This window comes from Veillonella sp. 3891, assembly GCF_003992315.1.
Taxonomy (GTDB): Bacteria; Bacillota; Negativicutes; order Veillonellales; family Veillonellaceae; genus F0422.
Map to the genome: position 1 here is coordinate 1 of NZ_RQVE01000020.1, position 19,337 is coordinate 19,337.

18 protein-coding genes, 1 rRNA gene and 1 pseudogene are annotated in these 19,337 nt (G+C 38.0%); 1 reads left to right on the top strand and 19 read right to left on the bottom strand.

What is annotated here, in order from left to right; all coding sequences use genetic code 11:
* Positions 1-211: 211 nt before the first annotated feature.
* The 12 genes from EO118_RS08145 to recG all read right to left on the bottom strand — a co-directional run bounded on the left by EO118_RS08145 (position 212) and on the right by recG (position 11,796).
* A complete protein-coding gene (locus EO118_RS08145) occupies positions 212-697 on the bottom strand; it encodes a hypothetical protein (RefSeq protein WP_127069437.1) in 486 nt (161 codons plus the stop codon).
* Positions 698-755: 58 nt separating this feature from the next.
* Positions 756-1,724: a YafY family protein gene (locus tag EO118_RS08150; protein WP_127069438.1), complete on the bottom strand. Its 969-nt coding sequence runs from the start codon at positions 1,722-1,724 to the stop codon at positions 756-758.
* A gap of 1 nt (position 1,725) precedes the next feature.
* Complete coding sequence (locus EO118_RS08645) at positions 1,726-1,884, bottom strand: hypothetical protein (protein ID WP_164723915.1); 159 nt, start codon at positions 1,882-1,884, stop codon at positions 1,726-1,728.
* Positions 1,885-2,060: 176 nt separating this feature from the next.
* The gene (locus EO118_RS08155) at positions 2,061-2,981 is read right to left on the bottom strand and encodes a hypothetical protein (protein WP_127069439.1); all 921 of its coding nucleotides are present in this window, start codon (positions 2,979-2,981) and stop codon (positions 2,061-2,063) included.
* 143 nt (positions 2,982-3,124) lie between these two features.
* Positions 3,125-4,855 carry a TM1812 family CRISPR-associated protein gene (locus EO118_RS08160; RefSeq protein ID WP_164723916.1) on the bottom strand — a complete coding sequence of 577 codons (1,731 nt, stop codon included), beginning with the start codon at positions 4,853-4,855 and terminating at the stop codon, positions 3,125-3,127.
* A 312-nt stretch (positions 4,856-5,167) separates the two neighbouring features.
* On the bottom strand, positions 5,168-5,776 hold the full coding sequence (locus EO118_RS08165; RefSeq protein WP_127069441.1) for a DUF6088 family protein: 609 nt from the start codon (positions 5,774-5,776) through the stop codon (positions 5,168-5,170).
* Positions 5,777-6,015: 239 nt separating this feature from the next.
* Positions 6,016-7,284: a glycosyltransferase family 2 protein gene (locus EO118_RS08170; RefSeq protein WP_127069442.1), complete on the bottom strand. Its 1,269-nt coding sequence runs from the start codon at positions 7,282-7,284 to the stop codon at positions 6,016-6,018.
* Positions 7,285-7,296: 12 nt separating this feature from the next.
* Positions 7,297-7,968, bottom strand: coding sequence for a CDP-diacylglycerol--serine O-phosphatidyltransferase (pssA, locus tag EO118_RS08175; protein ID WP_127069443.1), 672 nt, complete (start codon positions 7,966-7,968; stop codon positions 7,297-7,299).
* Positions 7,961-8,596 carry a phosphatidylserine decarboxylase family protein gene (locus tag EO118_RS08180; RefSeq protein ID WP_127069444.1) on the bottom strand — a complete coding sequence of 212 codons (636 nt, stop codon included), beginning with the start codon at positions 8,594-8,596 and terminating at the stop codon, positions 7,961-7,963. Before EO118_RS08180 ends, pssA begins: the two co-directional genes overlap by 8 nt.
* Before the next feature lie 52 nt (positions 8,597-8,648).
* Positions 8,649-9,374 (bottom strand): WecB/TagA/CpsF family glycosyltransferase, encoded by a 726-nt coding sequence (locus EO118_RS08185; RefSeq protein WP_127069451.1) that lies wholly within the window; start codon positions 9,372-9,374, stop codon positions 8,649-8,651.
* Positions 9,375-9,476: 102 nt separating this feature from the next.
* Positions 9,477-9,665 carry a 4-oxalocrotonate tautomerase gene (locus EO118_RS08190; RefSeq protein ID WP_009353866.1) on the bottom strand — a complete coding sequence of 63 codons (189 nt, stop codon included), beginning with the start codon at positions 9,663-9,665 and terminating at the stop codon, positions 9,477-9,479.
* 94 nt (positions 9,666-9,759) lie between these two features.
* Complete coding sequence (recG, locus tag EO118_RS08195) at positions 9,760-11,796, bottom strand: ATP-dependent DNA helicase RecG (protein ID WP_127069445.1); 2,037 nt, start codon at positions 11,794-11,796, stop codon at positions 9,760-9,762.
* Positions 11,797-12,402: 606 nt separating this feature from the next.
* On the opposite strand from recG, the gene rpmB reads away from it, so the two are divergent.
* Positions 12,403-12,591: a 50S ribosomal protein L28 gene (gene rpmB, locus EO118_RS08200; protein WP_038144954.1), complete on the top strand. Its 189-nt coding sequence runs from the start codon at positions 12,403-12,405 to the stop codon at positions 12,589-12,591.
* Positions 12,592-12,877: 286 nt separating this feature from the next.
* Here the strand turns inward: rpmB and EO118_RS08205 are convergent.
* From EO118_RS08205 to rrf, 7 genes and pseudogenes are all read right to left on the bottom strand, one after another.
* Positions 12,878-14,137: pseudogene (locus tag EO118_RS08205) on the bottom strand (phosphopentomutase); the annotation flags it as partial.
* A gap of 71 nt (positions 14,138-14,208) precedes the next feature.
* Positions 14,209-14,733: an NUDIX hydrolase gene (locus EO118_RS08210; protein ID WP_127069446.1), complete on the bottom strand. Its 525-nt coding sequence runs from the start codon at positions 14,731-14,733 to the stop codon at positions 14,209-14,211.
* 9 nt (positions 14,734-14,742) lie between these two features.
* Complete coding sequence (locus EO118_RS08215) at positions 14,743-15,546, bottom strand: SWIM zinc finger domain-containing protein (RefSeq protein WP_127069447.1); 804 nt, start codon at positions 15,544-15,546, stop codon at positions 14,743-14,745.
* A gap of 24 nt (positions 15,547-15,570) precedes the next feature.
* Positions 15,571-16,851 (bottom strand): DNA (cytosine-5-)-methyltransferase, encoded by a 1,281-nt coding sequence (gene dcm, locus EO118_RS08220; RefSeq protein WP_127069448.1) that lies wholly within the window; start codon positions 16,849-16,851, stop codon positions 15,571-15,573.
* 56 nt (positions 16,852-16,907) lie between these two features.
* Complete coding sequence (locus EO118_RS08225) at positions 16,908-18,365, bottom strand: Sau3AI family type II restriction endonuclease (protein WP_127069449.1); 1,458 nt, start codon at positions 18,363-18,365, stop codon at positions 16,908-16,910.
* Between the two features lie 272 nt (positions 18,366-18,637).
* Positions 18,638-18,826 carry a hypothetical protein gene (locus tag EO118_RS08230; protein ID WP_127069450.1) on the bottom strand — a complete coding sequence of 63 codons (189 nt, stop codon included), beginning with the start codon at positions 18,824-18,826 and terminating at the stop codon, positions 18,638-18,640.
* A 426-nt stretch (positions 18,827-19,252) separates the two neighbouring features.
* Positions 19,253-19,337 (bottom strand): 5S ribosomal RNA (gene rrf / locus EO118_RS08235); the annotation flags it as partial.

Genomic DNA, 19,337 nt, shown 5'->3' on the forward strand with positions numbered 1-19,337 from the left:
CGCGCAAATGCTTAAATTGGAAAACCCCATACGAGGTTTATCATTCAGTAGAGTTGCATTTGACTTGACAATTCAAGATATAAATTCCTTTCTAAAGTACCTCGTTAGAAATACTCTATCTTAAAAAATATATACAAAATGTCCCCCCCCGAGTACATCGTACGCGAGAGAGGGACATTACATATACTATGTATATGCCTAATATTATTTTTTACAATCTATCATAAAATCCTTGAGTAAAGTATTTCTCTCCAAAAAATTTTTTACCTGTCATAATATAATATACCGCTTCTGCTGGCTCCATAGCTCCACGAACCTGATATTCTGGTCCTCTAGGATTAACATAACGAACATCTCCTGCCTGATTCATAGAGTATAAATCACCATTCTCACGATCAAATATAAACCTATGGGTATTATATCTAAATATCTTCGGATGATTAGTATCAGCCGCACTCACTACAAATGTATTTACAGCAATAGATAAACGACTTCCTTGCTCTTTTAAAATAACTGCAGAGGTTTTATCCAAGTACATTGCTGTGCTCATTCGATAATATACTTCTGGAAAATTAATATTAAAATCATAATAGGCTGGTGTTCCATTACTTAAATAGGTGGTGGGCGGTACTGTAGCCTCGGCTGAATACATTGTTCCAAGTGCCAACATAATTGCAATTATTGCGCCTTTAAACATAATAATTCCTTTCTGTATTTAAAATTAATTTATATACTTATTAAGTCGTACTGAAACCTTATATCTCCTCAACTTTCACATCCGTCACAGCATCCCCCTGGCTCCGTATCCACCGCCAGATGCCTGTTCCATACACTTCTGCACGGATATGGTAGGTATGTGTTTCTTCTTCGTACCAGGTAATGGTAGCCGTTGGTAAGCGGTCTAGTATGGCATCGATATCATGCCCCATATAGGTAAAGGTAACTCGTTGTAATCTACCGCCGTACATAAACTGTATGCGTTTACGAAACTCCGCTTCTTGGTACCGTGATGTATAAGATGGCACTTGGTAGTGCTCCTCTTCAACGGTCAAACTATGGATACGATCTAAGCGATAAATAGTTGGAAAGTCCTGTAATTCCTTAGGAATTTTACTCCGTTCTTCCCGGTCCATATAGGCAGTTAAGTAGAAATAGTATTCTGAAAAACAGATGCCCAGTGGCGATAACTTCCGTGTGACCACTTCTTTGTTCGTACTTTTTTCATAGGAAATCGTAATATATCGTTGCTCTTGTATAGCTCTTGATAAGTCTTGCAGCAGAGACAACACATTTTTCTTATGTCTCAATTCTACATAATGGTGTAATTCATTGCGAATCAAATTCTCTACCAGTTTTACCTCTTCATGGGGTAAAAATGTTTTCAGCAGTTTATTCAATATACGCCCCATATCGTCTCGTAATAGGGAACGACTATCTAGCATTACCTTCGCAATAGCCACTAGTTCGTTGACGGATAAGCAAGCCGATTCTCCATGGCTGAGTACATAGCCTTTCCGCTTTTGATCATACACGATAAGCTGTTCATTCCCATACAGGGTACTTTCATCATGCAAATAGGCTCGTAAATCATCGATATCTCGTTGTACGGAACGTTCATTAATTCCGAACTCTTTTGCCAATTCTGGTTTACACAGCACTTCCCCTTGTAATAGGCGACGTTGCATCGTCAAAATTCGCTGTGTCTTGTCTATCTTGTCCCCCATTTTATCGCTCCACGGTAGCAATAATTTTCACAATACGACCACAACCTGCCTCACGGGCTTTCACCTTGTTCGCCGCCTCACTACGGGAATGGGCACTTTCATAGGCAGTATGTACCGTCGTGCTATTAGGATAGTGAAATTTGACCATGTATCGTTTCATCTCTTTTGTCCTTTCTCTTATGAAAGTATTTACTCTCGAAATACCAATTACTTTAATTATAAAAAACTCTCTCAACTAAGGCAATAGTTTTTTGTGTATACATAAAGCCACCGTCTCACCATGAACTTTCATAGCCGAGATGGTGGCTTTCTCTGTCAGGGATTACCTGCTATACGTTATGCAATTTGTTCTACAATGGACTGACATTTTGTATCGATTAATGCTTTCACAGCCGTTACGTACTCTTTCATCAATAGCTGTACCTGCTCTTTTACATATAGGTTTAAATCGCTAAGTTCCACGGCACCAGCAAGGTCCCTCGACAATTCTTGCGCCGCATCTCCCATATCACCATAGATATAACAAGTATCAAAACCAAGTAGAGATAAAAATCCTTTATCGCGTATCATATCGTGTACTTCAATATAGTCGATATATCGCTCAGGTTTATGATAATACCCCTTTTCAAAGTCTTGCACGATGGTGTTTACCCAATAGGCATTCGTATCCAATCCATTCAAATTATCCAACACATCTTGTAAGGACGGTACCACAAAGCATTGTGTGAACTGACTATCCAATGAAATAGTATCACCGCAAGTAGCCACGATGGTGTCCTGTAACTCTTGTAAAATTTGGCGAATCTGTTCGTTACATTGTTGGTAAATACCATCCGATTCTAAGGAAAGATAATTGCGTACAGGAAAGTTTGTTTCTCGTATGATTTCTTGATATGCTTCTGTATCCTCATCCTGTCCTAATGGGTCCGCTACATATTCCACTTCATAGGTCCAGTCATATCGTTTTAACGTCCGATCTACATAGGTAGCAATCATCTCTTTCACAGCTTCTTTTCGTTGGCTATACACTTTGTTTATGAAATATGTTAGACCAGCTTTACTGGCACCACTTTCAGTACTATGCTCGTCCTCTCTGGAATCCAATGCGGCAATTACATCTACGCCAAAAAAGTACTGTAAATCCTTATTGCCTGCATCGAATTGACCACGTTCAAAACGGCTCACATCGTCTAGCAGCACATTCAGTTTTTCTTTTGTCTGTTCCACAGCAGACAACACTGTTTCTTGTTGTGTCATGTTTCCTCCTTAAATGATTCACAATATTCTAATTAGATATCACATGTTCTCTCTCTTCTATGTCCCCAAGTATTAGAACTATGTGCTCTATGCTATTAGTATGCCATATGAAAGTGACATATTTTGTCATTGGCAACACTTTTTTAAATAATATTTCGATTATTTTCCAATTCACTTTCTACTGTGAAAGTCCCCAACCACTGACCAGCTTGTAAGGATGATACCAAAGTAGACACTGCTTCTTTCACCATATCGCTAGTGATGACCAATGTTTTATCTGCTGCATGGTTGATATTGTTGCGAAGATGGCGAATGTAATGGAATTCCACCAAGAACTGTAGCGCCTCTACTTGTGGTAAATCTGTTTTCGCACTACCGTAGGCAAGCATAGCTTGGCAATCACGAATTAATTTAATACGCTGTTTTTGGAATGTTTCCACTGCTACCGATTCTAAGGATTCCTCATCCTCTTCATCAAAGCAAACGCCTTTATACAAATCAAATCGTTCTACCAATTCTGCTGTCGGTGCTTGTAAGAATTGACGGATGAAAGCGCCGTAATCGGATGCACTTTGTTGTAAGAATTGATAATATTGTTTATGGTAGCTCACGCTAGTGCATTGGATTTCATAGTATTCACGCAAGTAGCCTTCAATCTCTGGGTATTGTGCTTGAAAATACATAACATCCACAACAGAGCGTATATTTTGCTGTACATGTAAATAGGCTGGGTACAAATCGAGCATAAATGCTAGAATTTTTTCTTTGTTATAAGAGAAATTAGCAAAAGCTTTGGTCACTTGGTTTTTGTTAATAGCCCCACGCAATTCATCACGGATCACAGATAATTCTGCTCCTACTGTATCACCACCAGCCACACTGACTGCTTTATTCCCTGCATAATCACGGTAAGTAATGACAAAACACTCTTTCCAAGTACGCTGCATAGATTCAATTTCTTTTTTAAATAACACTTCCATGTCAGTACGATCGGTGTAGTAAACGCCTTTATTGAATAAGATCGTTGGCACCCACTCCGTACTTAAGGTCACCGATTGCTGGTATAAACCACATTGCAAGCACCATTGAATCATGGCTAATTGTAATTCTTGACTATGAACAGTCGTATCTAATAAGTTCCCTAAGCTTTCTTTTAACGTTGGCAAGTACTGCAAGAAAGCTGCATCTACTTCGCTATTGGCTGTAATAGCTTCACAATCTTTGATACCTTGACGAATGGCATGAACTGCAAAATCCATATCATCCCCTTTGCATAAATGGGCCGCCTCTGCAAAGTCGGATAGAGAGCCAACCAAGTACTCAATCTCTTTATGTACATCCTGTTCCTGCACTAATTGTGCTAACATATCTGCTCTGCCAAATCGTGCAAATGCTTCTACTGCACAATGAACTGATCCGGATAGAACCGAAATGGTGTTGCTTTGATCTGACTCTGATTTCACTAAGTCCTTAGCTTGTACAGATAATTGAGTTGTATCTATACCATCAAACTGCGTTTGAACCACCTCTTGACCTTCTACAGATACTTGCGTTTGAGCAATAGTATCACCTTGATCTACTTCTCCTTGCATGGATTCGCTAGATACTTTCATGATATCTTCTGCAACATGTCCTGTTGTTGGTACGCTAGACCCAAGCACTGCTTGGGAGTTGACTACCTCAGTCATTGTACTAACCGTAGGTTTTTCACGTACACTAACTTCCGTTCCAAGCTGACTAGGATGTGCCATCGGCACGACTACCTTTGATGTGTCTTGAGATACATCAAACCACTGTGTCCCCATGCGTCCATTCTGTCCCTTTTGTTGTTGCTTCGCTGTAATTGATTCCATTAATACTTTCCAAAAATTCATAATCATTTCCTTTCCGTGGTCTTATACCACTTTCAAAACACTAAGTATGAGTACAGTATACCCATCACAAATGACATATTTTGTCATTGGCAACATAAATTTAAAAATTTTTGCCTCTCTTAGTATATAGAAAAGTGAAATTTAAAAATTATAAAAGTCCCAATAGTTGCGGATCTAGAATATATTTTGAGCCCTATTTTTGGGGATAGCAAAAGCCCTGTTGCAAAATGTGAACTGCAACAGGGCTTATATCTATAATTTATGTAATTCATCTTCCAAGGATCTCAGTACAGCAATACTATCTTCTTATACTCAAACATGTTCTACCTCACATATTTTCATAATAATATAGTATACCCAAACACTTGTACTTTTAGCATTATATAATAGTTCTTCTTTATCTTGTGGTGATATTTTTGCCTTTAAAAAGTTAATCTCATTTTCCGTGACATTGTCTTTTCCAATGGCTTTGATGGCTTGTATAATCATAGCTGTCATAGTAGACATTTTTGAAATATCTCCATTCGTCCTACGTTTAAATTCTATCATCGTATTGCCAACCGTAAACTTTGCATATCTTCCATCAGATATATACGACCATGTGGCAGGAACCTGCGTAGATAGTCCTAATATATTTAATGCTGTATTTCCAGATGGTGCGATTGTCCAATTATATTTTCTAGCAATGGCGTTTGCCACTTCATCAATAGATGGCGTTGTGTATTCATCAATGATTTCAATGTATCTTGGTTTGAAATAGATTCCCTTCATAATACGGCTAATTTTATTACTCTCCACAAGACGATTTAAAGCACTACGAATTGTTTCATATCCAGCAATATCAAAAAAATCATTGGCAATAAAAACATGTCCATCCTTTAGAGTATTAATTCTATCTAAAATTTTCTCTTTATATGTCATTTTTCTCCCTCCTTGCACCAAATATTATATAATATTTGGTGCAAATTTACTACAATCTGTAAATCAAAACTACAATAAACACTAAAGATACACCCAAAAGTGTGTGGTTTTGGGTACAATCTTTATAATAAATATCAAATATCGTTACATAGCTTTTAGCTCACACTCTGCATCTACACCTTTCAACAAGCACACAAAAAAGCAACAGAACTTTCACATCCTGTTGCTCGTATCATATCTTATTCTTTTGTTTTCCGACTCGTATCGCCCATACGGGTTAATTTCACTTCCCCTAATGCTACCCCACGGGTATGTTGTGTATGGGACCATACTTTGTCATGGCGATTCAAATATCCTAAGAAGGTAACGGGTACCCAAGAATAGATGAATAGCGGATATAATAAATAATAGATCCAAACTTTTGGTGGCACTTTAATTTGAGCCAACACAATAAGTGGAAATAAATATTGTCCAATACCGATAATCTGCCATACTTGTACTGGCAAGATTTGGTAAATGATATTCGTATACAATGGCACAATGCCATTGATATAGGTCATAATAATATAAAAGGCTGACAATAACAAGAAATAGGGCTGTGTAATCTGCACAATCCCGTCTAGAATTGTCCATTTCCCTTTCTTAATACCTTGCACAAAGAGTTTCGGAATATACCGTTCTCCTGTATCAAAATGACCTTGGGCCCAGCGTTTTCGCTGATTCCAAGACTGCATAAAGGTCAATGGCTTTTCATCATACACAATAGCATTATGAGCCCACGTAGTTTTTACACCATGGATTAACAGTTTCAAGGAAAATTCCATATCTTCTGTCAAGCTATTACAAGACCAACCATAATCGCGGATGATATCTGTACGAATACACATACCTGTGCCGCCCAAGGCTGTGGAAAGTCCCAGGTTATATTTCGCCAAATGCCACATATGATTCACCATCCAAAAGGCAATAGCAAAGGTACCAGCCACCCATGTATCTGTTGGATTCTTCGCATTCAAGTATCCTTGGATTACAGGTTCCCCTTTTTCCAAATGACGATTCATTTCATAGAGGAAATGAGGATGCACTAAATTATCCGCATCAAAAATGACGAAGGCATCATATTGGCGTTCCATGTCGAATACTTTATCAAACATCCAGCCCATGGCATAGCCTTTACCCACTTCCTCAGTATTAAAGCGTTCATACACTTCAGCACCAGCTTCGCGAGCAATCTTAGCCGTATCATCTTTACAATTATCTGCTACCACAAAGATATCATATAAGTGACGAGGATAATCTAGGACTTGTAGATTATTCACCAATTGACCTATCACGGCACTTTCATTATGAGCGCATACAATGATGGCAAAGGAATGTTTCGGTGGGCATTCCGTTTTATCATTTTTATGCCACATACCACAGACCATCAACACGAAGTAATACAAGGTATAAAATACGATAATTACCTGTATAGGAATCATAATTAGGTCAAACCAAACGTAATTCATCCTAGTTCCTTCCTATTTACGAATGTTATTGATGATAGTATTACTAATACCATATACAGCATATAATACAAAAATCAATACCGGCCAGGAGCGATAGTCCATCAATAGGCAAAATACGCCACAGCCTACAGTAATCCCTACGGCAATGGGTTGCACTGGATCGCTACCTTTCCCTTTAAAATCTGGGTGATGTACATTGCTGACCATCAAATAGCCTACGAATATCATGGCTAACATCAGTGCCACATCAGGAATACGAACACCACTTAAGACATAAGTAGCTGCCATACAACCTGCTGCAGGAATCGGTAACCCTTGGAAGTAACCATGTACTTCTTCTGTCATAATATTAAATCGTGCCAATCTGAAAGCCCCTAGTACAGAGAATACCAACAATGGCACATAGCCCAACCAACCATAGTGATCTAAGCTCATCATGTACAGCATAAAAGCTGGAGATACACCAAAGCCGACTACGTCCGCTAATGAATCTAGCTCACGACCAAACTCTCCAGAAACTCCCAATGCACGAGCAATTCGTCCATCTAAGCCATCGGCTAATAAAGATAGTAGTACACAAATCGCAGCTCCTGTAAAATTACCTGTTGCAGATAAACTAATCCCTACAACACCAAAGGCTAAGTTAGCTGCTGTACATAGATTGGGAAATATAGACTTATTCATCTTTCACCCTCCCAATAATCGTCTCACCACCGACTACATGTTGTCCTTTTGTCACGCAAATTTCTACGTCTAATGGAACAAATAGTTCTGTGCAAGACCCGAATTTAATCATACCATATAAAGTACCTTGCTCTAAGGTATCTCCTACATCCGTCCAAGACACGATACGTCTAGCCAACAAGCCCGCAATCTGTGTCACCACAATTTCCATCTTCTCATTTTTAATACTAATCGTGTGACGTTCATTTTCATAACCTACTGAATCCTTATAGGCTGGTAAAAAGCGTCCTTCTGTATATTGGCGGAACGTAATTTCACCTGCCATGGGTGCCCGGTTCACATGGACATCAAAAACAGATAAAAAAATCGTTACTTTTTTACATTGTTGATGTAAATACGTGTCCTCAAAGACCTCTACTACTTCCATTACTTTCCCATCCGCAGGTGATACTAGAACCTTTGGATCATGAGGAATGCGGCGATTAGGATTTCTGAAAAAATAAGTAAAGAATAATGCCAGTACAAATGGTATAATTCCTAACCACCATGATAGAAAGTAGCCTACCAGTGCCGTCACAACAAGACAAGCACCAATTAAAGGATATCCTTCTTTAACAATCAAACCCATACTAAACCTCTCTTAACTAGTGATAGCTCCATCAAGATACGACTGCACTGTATCAAGATTTATGGCGCCATACCGTCCACATAAATTTAGGCAATGCTAACATACGAATGATACGTTTTGGTTGCAATGCCAATCGATATAACCACTCTAAGCGGTTTTCTTGCATCCATAGAGGAGCTCGTTTCAACATACCCGCTAATACATCAAAAGAACCGCCCACTCCCATGGCTACGACACCATCTAAATGGGACAATTTTTCTTGAATCCAAAACTCTTGTTTCGGCACCCCAAAGGCAACAAACACTAATTGAGCTCCACTACGTTGAATCTCATCAAGAATTTCTACTTCTTCTTCGGCTGTGAAATAACCAGAATGATATCCCACTACTGGCAATTCTCCAAGTTCTGCTGTCATATTTTCTAAGGCTTTTTTGACAACGCCCTCAGCTCCGCCTAAACAATAGACCTTAATATTATGTGCTTTAGCTGCTTTCAATAACTGTTGTAATAGATCACAACCTGTCACTCGCTCTGGAAACCGCTGTTTTTGTTGCTCAGCCGCCCATAAAGCACCTGCTCCATCAGGTACAACGAGATCAGCTTGTTGCAGAACCTCTAACAATCTTTGATTATCCTGTGCCATCATAATCATTTCTGCATTGGCCGTTGCCACCATATGTAATTTTGGCTGTCCCACTAATGAAAGCACTCTATCTACGGCTTCCGTCATCGTTACCACATCAATTGGAACGGATAGCACATGTATTTGATTCTGCACCATTCACCTCATCTACTCTAGTATGTAAACAAGAAGGACAGGACATATGAAAGAGATGCCTCCCTATCATAGACCTATCCTTCTGGTAGGTAATTTCCCTTATTATTTCTTTTCGCAGCGCATAACGCCAGCTTCCATATAGTTATCAGCTTTCATGTCTACGAAAATTACTTTAACTGCTTCTGCAGGCACTTTTACAGTTTCCACAGTTGCTTTTGTAATCGCTTCACCAAGAGCTTTCTTTTGTTCAAAAGTACGACCTTCAACAAGTTCTACATGAATAATAGGCATGAGTATATCCTCCCTCACCATTACGTATCCATAACACTGTGCTACAGATAAAATCTCACCTTATTGTATCATATTTAGCCCTTACTAAACAACTTTAACTATACAAAATACGCATATATTGTGGTCCAAAGCGTGCTTCCATTTGATGGCGCAACGTAGATTGTACATCTTCAAAACCATGAGCTAGTAAATAAGCTTTTGCATCCTCCCGGGCTTCCACAAGAATCGGAATATCTTTGATGATGTTCGCCACTTTCAAATCTGGTAGCCCTGATTGAGCCAATCCAAATAATTCTCCCGTACCACGGATAAGCAAGTCTTGCTCTGCTAGTTCAAATCCGTCTTGCGTTTGTTCCATCAGTGAAAGTCGAGTTTTACTATCAGGGTTTTTGCTATCGCTAATCAGGATACAGTAAGCTTGTGAAGATCCACGACCTACACGACCACGCAATTGATGTAACTGAGATAACCCAAAACGTTCTGCATTATGGATGCACATAATGGTCGCATTGGGCACATTCACACCTACCTCAATCACAGTAGTTGATACAAGAAGATGGATTTCCTTACGATAAAAGGCATCCATAATTTCTTCTTTTTCCTTTGGACGCATACGACCATGCACCAAACCTACACGATAGTGTGGTTCAAAATATTCTTTATATTCGTAATAAATTTGTTCTGCTGCTTGTAAATCCATTTTTTCAGACTCTTCTACTAATGGGCACACCGCATAGACTTGACGACCTGCTTGCATTTCTTTCTCAAAAAAATGTAGTAACCGCTCCTTGTAAGATAAATCCACAGCGTAGGTCTTCACCGGTTTACGACCTGGGGGCATTTCCTTAATCAAGGAAACTTCTAAGTCTCCATAAATAGATAAGGTCATAGTACGTGGTATAGGTGTGGCAGTCATAATTAGCACATGAGGGTGGTCTCCTTTTCGTTGCAATTTTGCCCGTTGCTCTACACCAAATCGATGCTGTTCATCTACTACAATCAGCCCTAATTGGTGAAATACCACCTTGTCTTGGATCAATGCATGCGTACCTACCAAGACATCAATATCTCCTTGTTCTAAAGCATCATAGAGATCTTGCTTTTTCTTCGTAGAGCCCGTCAGCAATGCCATTCGTATCGGTGCATCTTGAAAGAGTTCCTGAAAACTTTCAAAATGTTGGGTCGCCAAAATTTCTGTCGGCGCCATAATAGCCCCTTGAAATCCATTTTCTACTGCTTTCGCTAGAGCCAATGCAGCTACTACCGTTTTACCAGAACCAACATCACCTTGTACTAACCGCTGCATAGCTCGGGGCTGTTCCATATCGTGAGCAATCTCCCCTAAGGCTTTCTCTTGATCACCAGTCAATGTAAATGGCAAGCCTTGCCTAATTCGTTCCACCAACGATCCATTTTCGGTCATTGGGAATCCCCCTTGGTCCTGTTCATGAGAACGAAGGAGTAATAGTCCCATTTGCATAATCCATAGTTCTTCATAGGCTAATTGCTTACGTGCCTCTTGATACCGTTCCCAAGATGTAGGAAAATGCATCTCTCGAAAGGCATCATAGCGACTCATATTGAACTTATCGCCCATCACATCTTGAGGGACCACATCTTCTAAAGTACCATTATGTTCAAACCAGTTTTTTATGGCCAGTCTGATACCCCATTGTTTCATACCTTCCGTCAAACCATAAACAGGTACAATACCACGCTCTATGACTTGCCCTTCCTCTATCATTTCCACTTGAGGTGTATTCATTTGGTACGCACCATAGGCATGTTCTATCTTCCCATAGGCATATATATGTTGACCAGGTTTATAAAAGTTTTTCTTATACGCTTGGTTAAAAAATGTCAAATTCAATTGACGTATTCCATCAGATAGAGTAACTGTTAATATATGCATGCGTGGTCTTGGTCGCTTTTCACTAACCCGTACTACCTGTCCCGTCACACCTACCATTTCTCCCATAGGAGCTTCGCAGATCGTATACACCTGCCGTCTATCTTCAAAAGTACGAGGAAAATAATGCAACAAACCTGTTACCGTATAGATGCCTAATTTATTCAATTGTTTCACTCGTTGCGGTCCCACGCTCTTTATCGATTGCAATTGTTCATTCATATTCTATCCGCACTCTTTTCTATCCACGCCGTCTTAGTAACAATTTTTATTCTATCAATTCTGAAAGTTCACTACATGACGCATTCATATTAGCTAGTTAATACATAACGAATGCTATCCTGTAACTATGTAAGATGACGAGTTTATATCGACTGGTCAAAAGATAAGAAACGCCATACTGCCAGCACGTGCTAATACAATGTCATAACTAATATCACTGGATCTATCTGTGTATCTATGTATTATGACACGCTACTATGTGTAGTAGATACTTGATGCTTTCTATTATACCATAGAAAGACCATCTAATATGAATCCCACCTAAAAATGAACACAAAAAAGAAGGACACTTTTTTAAGAGTCACGTGTGTTAGGCGTTGTATCAAAGTGTCCTTCTTATATTTAATTATGTTTAAATTATACATCTTGTTAAAATTAAACGCAAGATGTTTTTTGTAAAATTTGACAGATTTTACAATTTTAGTATATAGTTAATAGGCTAGTATAATCTTATCTAAAAGGAAGAAATACACTTGCATTTCTCTGCCCTTTTATGATAAAATACATATGTTATATTAGTAGTAAACACTTTGGAGGTGGAAACAAATGGCAAACCTTTGCGAAGTATGTGGTAAATCCACTACTACGGGTATGAATGTTTCTCATTCCCATATCCGTTCCAAACGAACTTGGAAACCAAACATCCAAAGAGTACGAGCAATTGTAGACGGCGAAACTAAACGAGTTAACGTTTGCACACGCTGCCTTCGTTCTGATAAAATTACACGCGCGTAAGATTTTGAAGGTACATGTACTCAAAAAAGAGGCTATCAGTCAGGAAGAATTTTCTTCAATACTGATAGCCTCTTTTGCTATGCAACGATTTATTGCTATTCACAAATTCAATTATGTCAACAGTGTTGTCACTTTTTTATTGTCCTTATACAATTCATCATGTGTACTCCTTAAATACTTCTTGAATTGCATCATCGCCTGCATGAATATCATCTGTAGTTTTAAACAATCCTTTTCCCAAACCAAATTGTATCGGTTGTGGAATATCTTTTACTAGTTCACACAAGAAACTTTCTCCCACAAATGATTCGGTAATCCCAAAGTTTTCCAATACAGTTTGTCCAATGTCCGCAAAGCTCCGTCTATCACCTAGCTCAATAGGTCCTGTAAAAGCTGGTGAATATGCCAGAATTGGCACTAATTCCCGTGTATGGTCTGTTCCCTTCCAAGTCGGATCGTTACCATGGTCCGCTGTGATAAGTAGCAAATCATCTTTGGTCAATAGTTCCAGTAATCCCCCTAGTTGATAGTCAAACATTTCTATCTCACGGCCATACCCTTGTACATCACGACGATGACCATACAAGCTATCAAACTCTACTAGGTTCACCATTAGATACCCATGCGTAAATCTACCATCCACCGCAGTATTAGGTATAGTACCTGTATCAGGTGTACTATGAGTACTATGTGTATTATCCGTACTATCTGTATTATGTACACTATCTACACCATTTGCACTATGCCCCAACAAAGCAGCCACTACATTCATACCATGGGAATTAGATTTCGTTGGATAGGACTGATCCAAACCGATATGAGCGTAAATATCACCAATCTTTCCTACCCCGATGGTCGGCACGTTCACATCTTGTAAGGCTTGCAATACGAATCGCCCTTCTGGTAAGCGACTATAATCATGACGATTTGAGGTGCGTACAAAATGACCTAGTTCTCCCACAAAAGGACGAGCAATAATACGCCCTACATAATACTCCCCAATACACACACGTTCTCGTGTAATTTGGCACATTTTGTATAGGTCCTCTAAAGGTATGATACTTTCATGGGCGGCAATTTGAAACACCGAATCAGCAGACGTATACACAATGGGTTTCCCCGTTTTCATATGTTCTTCCCCTAGGCGCTCAATGATTTCCGTTCCTGATGCGGCTTCATTACCTAAAAATCCATAGCCGGTTTCCTTCGTGAAAGTATCCATCAACTCCTGTGGAAACCCGTCATAAAACGTTGGGAAAGGAACTTTCACAGGGTGTCCCATCATCTCCCAATGACCGCTGGTAGTATCTTTTCCCGTACTTTGTTCATGCATACGACCAAAAGCACCTATCACCGTATCTTGTTGCGGGGTTATATCTGCTATCTTACCGATACCCAATTTCCGTAAATTTGGAATCCGTAAAGGACCCACAGCCTCTTCAATATGGCCCAATGTATTGGCACCCATGTCCCCAAAGCGTTCTGCATCTGAACTATGACCAATACCTACACTATCTGTCACAATAGTTATGATTCGTTTAAACATAGAGACCTCCTCTCTATCGCCGTTCATATACAAGCTATGCCTAGGAAGTTACACTCCTAGGCATTCTTTCACTATTTTAAATACGGCATAGCTAATAATAACGCAGATAATGTTTTGCTATCTTTAATTTTTTCTTCACTAATGCGTTGTAACAATTCATCGAAAGTATAGCGCTCTACTTCCACATATTCATCTTCATCCCAATGGATTTCCCCTTTTGAAAGTCCTTTTGCCACATATAAATGAATAACTTCATTACAAAATCCAGGAGATGTAGCGATGGTACCAAGGCTAATCCATTCTGATGCAATAATACCAGTTTCTTCTTCTAACTCACGTTTGGCGCATACTAACGGATCTTCACCAGCATCTAATTTACCAGCTGGAACTTCTAGCAAATAATCGTTCAAAGCATAGCGGAACTGTTTTTCCATAATGATACGATTATCTTCATCAATAGCTACAATAGCACTCGCCCCTGGATGATGAACGACTTCACGCCACGCTTCCTTGCCATTGACCTCAGCTATATCATAAGTTACTTTAATTAATTTACCATCGAATTTCATCTCCGATGAAAGTTTACGCTCTTTCATAGGACCTCCTTATTCATCATATATAACGAACCCTTCATAAGATTCTTCTGTTAACTTGATAATTTCTCCGTATTTACGGCTTACACTCATATTCCAAACCACTGTTTTATCTATTGCTGCAAAGTATTCCTGTTTAGCGTAATTCTCGTCAAAGTTTACTGTCCAATCACCCAGTAAGTCCTGCAACTGTAGCAATACAGCATATTCATGCTTGCAATGTCCTTCACAATAGCAATTGCAAACTATGTCATGAATTTTCTCATCTATATAGGTGAAAGTGACCTCATAATATTCAGATCCTTGTACGATAGCATAGCCCTTGCCCTTATCTAAGCAAATGTAGACCACACGATGTTCCTCGTAGTAACTTTCACCACGCTCTGCACGAATATCTGAAATTTTGAAGTTATCTAAATTATGCAAAGCAAATGGTATAAACCCGCTAGAGTCCACGCATTCCCCATCCGTCAAAGGTGACAAGAACCAAAGACGCATCTTATCCTTGTCCATACAGTGACGGTCAAAAGTAACCCATAAATGCTCAAGAGGAATAAATTCACCATATAAATCGGTGTCAATCTTTGCCACTACACGCTCATATTTAGAAGGGCGAACTTTGCAATGATAGGTCACATCGATGATGGTCCCCACCTTCTCCTTCATAGGCCCCGTTACATACACTAAATCACCTTCATAGAGCTCCATGTGCTCAACAATGAAAGTCCCTCTCTCGTTATTTGTGCTAAAACGGACTTCTGCTAAGTACATATCTGGGATGGGAATGTGAATTGCGTCGGTTTGGAGTTGTTTCATGGGAGTCCTTTCTGGGGAAGATGACTATTCACCTTCATGTAAAATTATCTCTTTTAAATGAGGTTCTAGTCTACTTATTACACCTGTTACCAAGGCATTCCCCATCATAAAATATCTATTTCGCTTTGTCATTCCTGTATTAGTCCAATTAGGCGGAAACATCTGTAGCAGCTCTGCTTCAACTTCTGTAATAGTTCTATACTTTTGACTCTCTTCATCTAACACAATATGAGATGATCGATTAGCCGTTCCTTCACTAGTTAACATAGTTCGACCTGGTACATTCACATCATCTGGAAAATTCATACTTCCTTCTGAGTAATAGTAAATACCTCCATCAGGACGAACTCGTTCAATCCGCTTTCCACCTTTTAAATATTTCCATTTTTCCACTTTTTCATCACTAATGGTATAGGAACTATACGGTTGTGTTTCATGATTTCTTGCAATATCTATTACCTTTTTCAGTGGATATACATCTTCAACAATAGATTCTACATCACTATTATATATTTCACCATCCGCCATATAACCAGATAATAAAAATTTTCCTTGGTTATAACTATCACTAACTTCGACAATATCCTTATACTGTTGTATATCTTTTTGAACTAACTTTGTTGAAAGTTTTTGAACTGGAAATATACTATTAAAAAACTCATGTTGATAGAACCAATCTTCAAAACCTATTTCTTGAACCTTTTGTTGAATGGTATATGCATAAGAGGTATTTCTTTTATAGGCAAAAATAAAGACTCTTCTACGTTTTTGTGGCATCCCATAATCTGCGGCATTAATGACTCGCCAATGAACATGATACCCTAACTCATCGAATGTTTTTAACATAATAGCAAAGTCACGACCTCTTTGATTAGCTGGTGACTTAAGTAATCTATCTACATTTTCTAATACAACAAAGGATGGCTGTTTCTTTTCTATAACATCTTTTATATCCCAAAATAAAACGCCTTTTTTACCTTCAATACCTTTTTCCTTCGACAATGTTCTCGCTACAGAATAATCTTGACATGGAAATCCACCAACTAATAATGCATGGTCTGGTATAGTAGTTTTGTCTACTGTATTAATATCTTGATTACTATGATTTCCTACTCCAAATCGACTAGTGTAACAATTGAATGCTGGTTGTACTTTAGTAGATGGTTCCCACTGATTAGCCCATACAAAGTTCCAATCGCCTTGCTCAATAGCAAGACCTGTCTCGGAATCAACTTCCTTTACATGATTAAGACCAACCCGAAATCCACCAACTCCCGCAAAAAGTTCAACTACGGTCAGTTTCATTACCTTCTCCTTTTGAATTATCCTAATCACATACATTCATTAATAGATTAAGAAAATTATAATACATCTTTAATAACACTTAATACATACGAATTATTTAGCCAAAAACACTGTTTTGTCATAAAACGACCATCTGGCAACTCATCAGCATCCACCAATGACCCTTTACCATAGGTAACACCATTTTCTAATTGATAAAATGATCTAGATGCATGTGGTCTAATATGACTAATAGGATGGCTATTTTTACCAGGTAAGTTATTTTTAACTACATAATCACCCATTTTATTTTTTGTGGGAATAAGTTCTATACCATCCTTAATAATCTTTTGCACACCTTTCCAAAACTCTTCTAATAAAGCTATGTCCTTAGCTGGCATATTCCATAGTTTAACGCCCTTTAATACATATTCTCCTGCATCATTTTCAGTATATACCACAAAAAATAGTTTTGTTTCTTCAAAGTACTTACATAGATCAGAATCTTCCCACTCTTCTTCTACCAACTTCTTAAAACTAAACGCTGGAAAAGACATACTTTCTTTGATTTTATTATTTTTGTTGACACGAATCGTCTTAATAACAATGTTAGCTTTGATAAACTCCTCGGCTTGATTAGAGGATACTCCCAACATACGATACACTAACATACTCAATCGAGCTTTATTTGAGGAATCTACTAAATCAAACATTTGGCATAATTCTTCTTCTGATTTGCCTATATAAGGTTTAATTTTATCAGTTAGTACCTTACCTAGGTTTATTTCATCAGTATCGGATAAAATTGATTCTGCTACATCGTGCTTTCCTACATAATAATTATTCAGTACATAGGTCATATAGCTTTGTTTAAAAGCAAAAGCTCGACGCTTTGCAGGTACATCAGGATTATAATATTGTGTAGCCATACTTGATGCAGCAGTAGCCCCTTTAGTACATGCCCCTAAGTATAGTGTATCTCCTTCAGAGAGTTCATGAGCCTTTCCAGATTTTATTTTATCAATAATAACTTGGTAATCATTAATAATAATCTCTAAATCTTTATCAATCGGTTCAAATAGACCTACAAAGTTAATTCCATAATCTAGCTTATCAGATAACATTCTATCTCTTAGATAAAACATTAATAGCATAAGCCTACATTTTTGCCAAAGATGAGATTTATAGAAATCATCCTCTACTGGCTCAGTATTGGATATCATAGTTAATACTAATCGTTCACCAGCCTTATAAGTATTTCTTTTTGTCATTTCATAAGGTGTAACTTTTAGCTCAACCCCCGCCTTTTCAAAATCTGCTTCAGAGTTACTATTAATATCATACTGAAAGAAATGCTTCTCTACTAAATTTCCTAGGCCACCTTTTCTAGCAAAATTTGCAAAGCTAATAAATTCTTCATCATTCAATTCTTCGTTACAAATAATATCTTTAAAGGTTTTTCCTATTAATTGCTTCGCATAGCGTTCAATAGATTTTGGATCTGTTTCATCATATAGAATATTTGTATCGTCCATACTTCACCTATTACTTACACATTTATTAATTACAAGATATTAACAGTTTAAATTCACCTGTACAGAAAATATGTCAATATAAAAGGTATCAAAATTGTGGTCCTTTATATCAAAATTAAGAAACACTTGTTACCTAATTTACTATATTATATCACATTAGTTCAGTTTTAAATTAAAGTAATGAAACATTTATTAGTTAGAAAAGCTATACTCGAATTCATGATTCGAGTATAGCTTGTGATAGTTTAATATTTTTAATTAAAGCTGTACTATTACTGTTTATAGAAAAACTCGTTCACCAAAGTTACGTCATCATTTTCCATATATGAATCATATAGAGCTTGTAATTTATCTATCTTAGTTTCTCCTGTTTCGATACTAATTAGAGCTTTTATGAAAGAACTGTAGTCTGTGTCCATCATTTCTTGGATTTGTGTTTTAAATTTGTCGAGTGTGTTCATAATATAAACTCCCAGAATAAATGTAATCATGGATTCATAGTTACTAATCCGATCAGATTATATCATAAATAACTAAGTAAACTCTAGAAAAATATACAGGTATAAAAAGCATTTTAGTTACTACTATCCCACTGTAGACTGACATAACTTATAGATAAAGCTTTATCGTTTGCGACTTCCTATTCTGCCCTGTGGGTTTTCTCTCTCTCTTCGGTCGTAGAAAACCTTACGGGCCGAACTCCCCGATTCACACACTTTTATGCGTCACTATGCTCCTATGAAAGTGGTTCACTGGGGATCCCAGGCCTTATCATTTATACTATAAATATTACTTGTTCCATGTTGGCTGGAAACGGCTTAAGCAAAATAGTATATTACATTAGAAAATAAAAAGAGACACCTTTCGGTGTCTCCTTTTATTTTCTTAATCAGCGACTTCCTATCCTCCCAGGCCGTTTCCAGCCAAGTACTTTCGGCGTTTACGAGCTTAACTACTGTGTTCGGGATGGGA

Excerpts from the sequence above, each read along its gene's own strand:
- EO118_RS08145 (WP_127069437.1), bottom strand. The coding sequence starts at position 697 with ATGTTTAAAGGCGCAATAATTGCAATTATGTTGGCACTTGGAACAATG.
- EO118_RS08150 (WP_127069438.1), bottom strand. The coding sequence starts at position 1,724 with ATGGGGGACAAGATAGACAAGACACAGCGAATTTTGACGATGCAACGT.
- EO118_RS08645 (WP_164723915.1), bottom strand. The coding sequence starts at position 1,884 with ATGAAACGATACATGGTCAAATTTCACTATCCTAATAGCACGACGGTA.
- EO118_RS08155 (WP_127069439.1), bottom strand. The coding sequence starts at position 2,981 with ATGACACAACAAGAAACAGTGTTGTCTGCTGTGGAACAGACAAAAGAA.
- EO118_RS08160 (WP_164723916.1), bottom strand. The coding sequence starts at position 4,855 with ATGAATTTTTGGAAAGTATTAATGGAATCAATTACAGCGAAGCAACAA.
- EO118_RS08165 (WP_127069441.1), bottom strand. The coding sequence starts at position 5,776 with ATGACATATAAAGAGAAAATTTTAGATAGAATTAATACTCTAAAGGAT.
- EO118_RS08170 (WP_127069442.1), bottom strand. The coding sequence starts at position 7,284 with ATGAATTACGTTTGGTTTGACCTAATTATGATTCCTATACAGGTAATT.
- pssA (WP_127069443.1), bottom strand. The coding sequence starts at position 7,968 with ATGAATAAGTCTATATTTCCCAATCTATGTACAGCAGCTAACTTAGCC.
- EO118_RS08180 (WP_127069444.1), bottom strand. The coding sequence starts at position 8,596 with ATGGGTTTGATTGTTAAAGAAGGATATCCTTTAATTGGTGCTTGTCTT.
- EO118_RS08190 (WP_009353866.1), bottom strand. The coding sequence starts at position 9,665 with ATGCCTATTATTCATGTAGAACTTGTTGAAGGTCGTACTTTTGAACAA.
- recG (WP_127069445.1), bottom strand. The coding sequence starts at position 11,796 with ATGAATGAACAATTGCAATCGATAAAGAGCGTGGGACCGCAACGAGTG.
- rpmB (WP_038144954.1), top strand. The coding sequence starts at position 12,403 with ATGGCAAACCTTTGCGAAGTATGTGGTAAATCCACTACTACGGGTATG.
- EO118_RS08210 (WP_127069446.1), bottom strand. The coding sequence starts at position 14,733 with ATGAAAGAGCGTAAACTTTCATCGGAGATGAAATTCGATGGTAAATTA.
- EO118_RS08215 (WP_127069447.1), bottom strand. The coding sequence starts at position 15,546 with ATGAAACAACTCCAAACCGACGCAATTCACATTCCCATCCCAGATATG.
- dcm (WP_127069448.1), bottom strand. The coding sequence starts at position 16,851 with ATGAAACTGACCGTAGTTGAACTTTTTGCGGGAGTTGGTGGATTTCGG.
- EO118_RS08225 (WP_127069449.1), bottom strand. The coding sequence starts at position 18,365 with ATGGACGATACAAATATTCTATATGATGAAACAGATCCAAAATCTATT.
- EO118_RS08230 (WP_127069450.1), bottom strand. The coding sequence starts at position 18,826 with ATGAACACACTCGACAAATTTAAAACACAAATCCAAGAAATGATGGAC.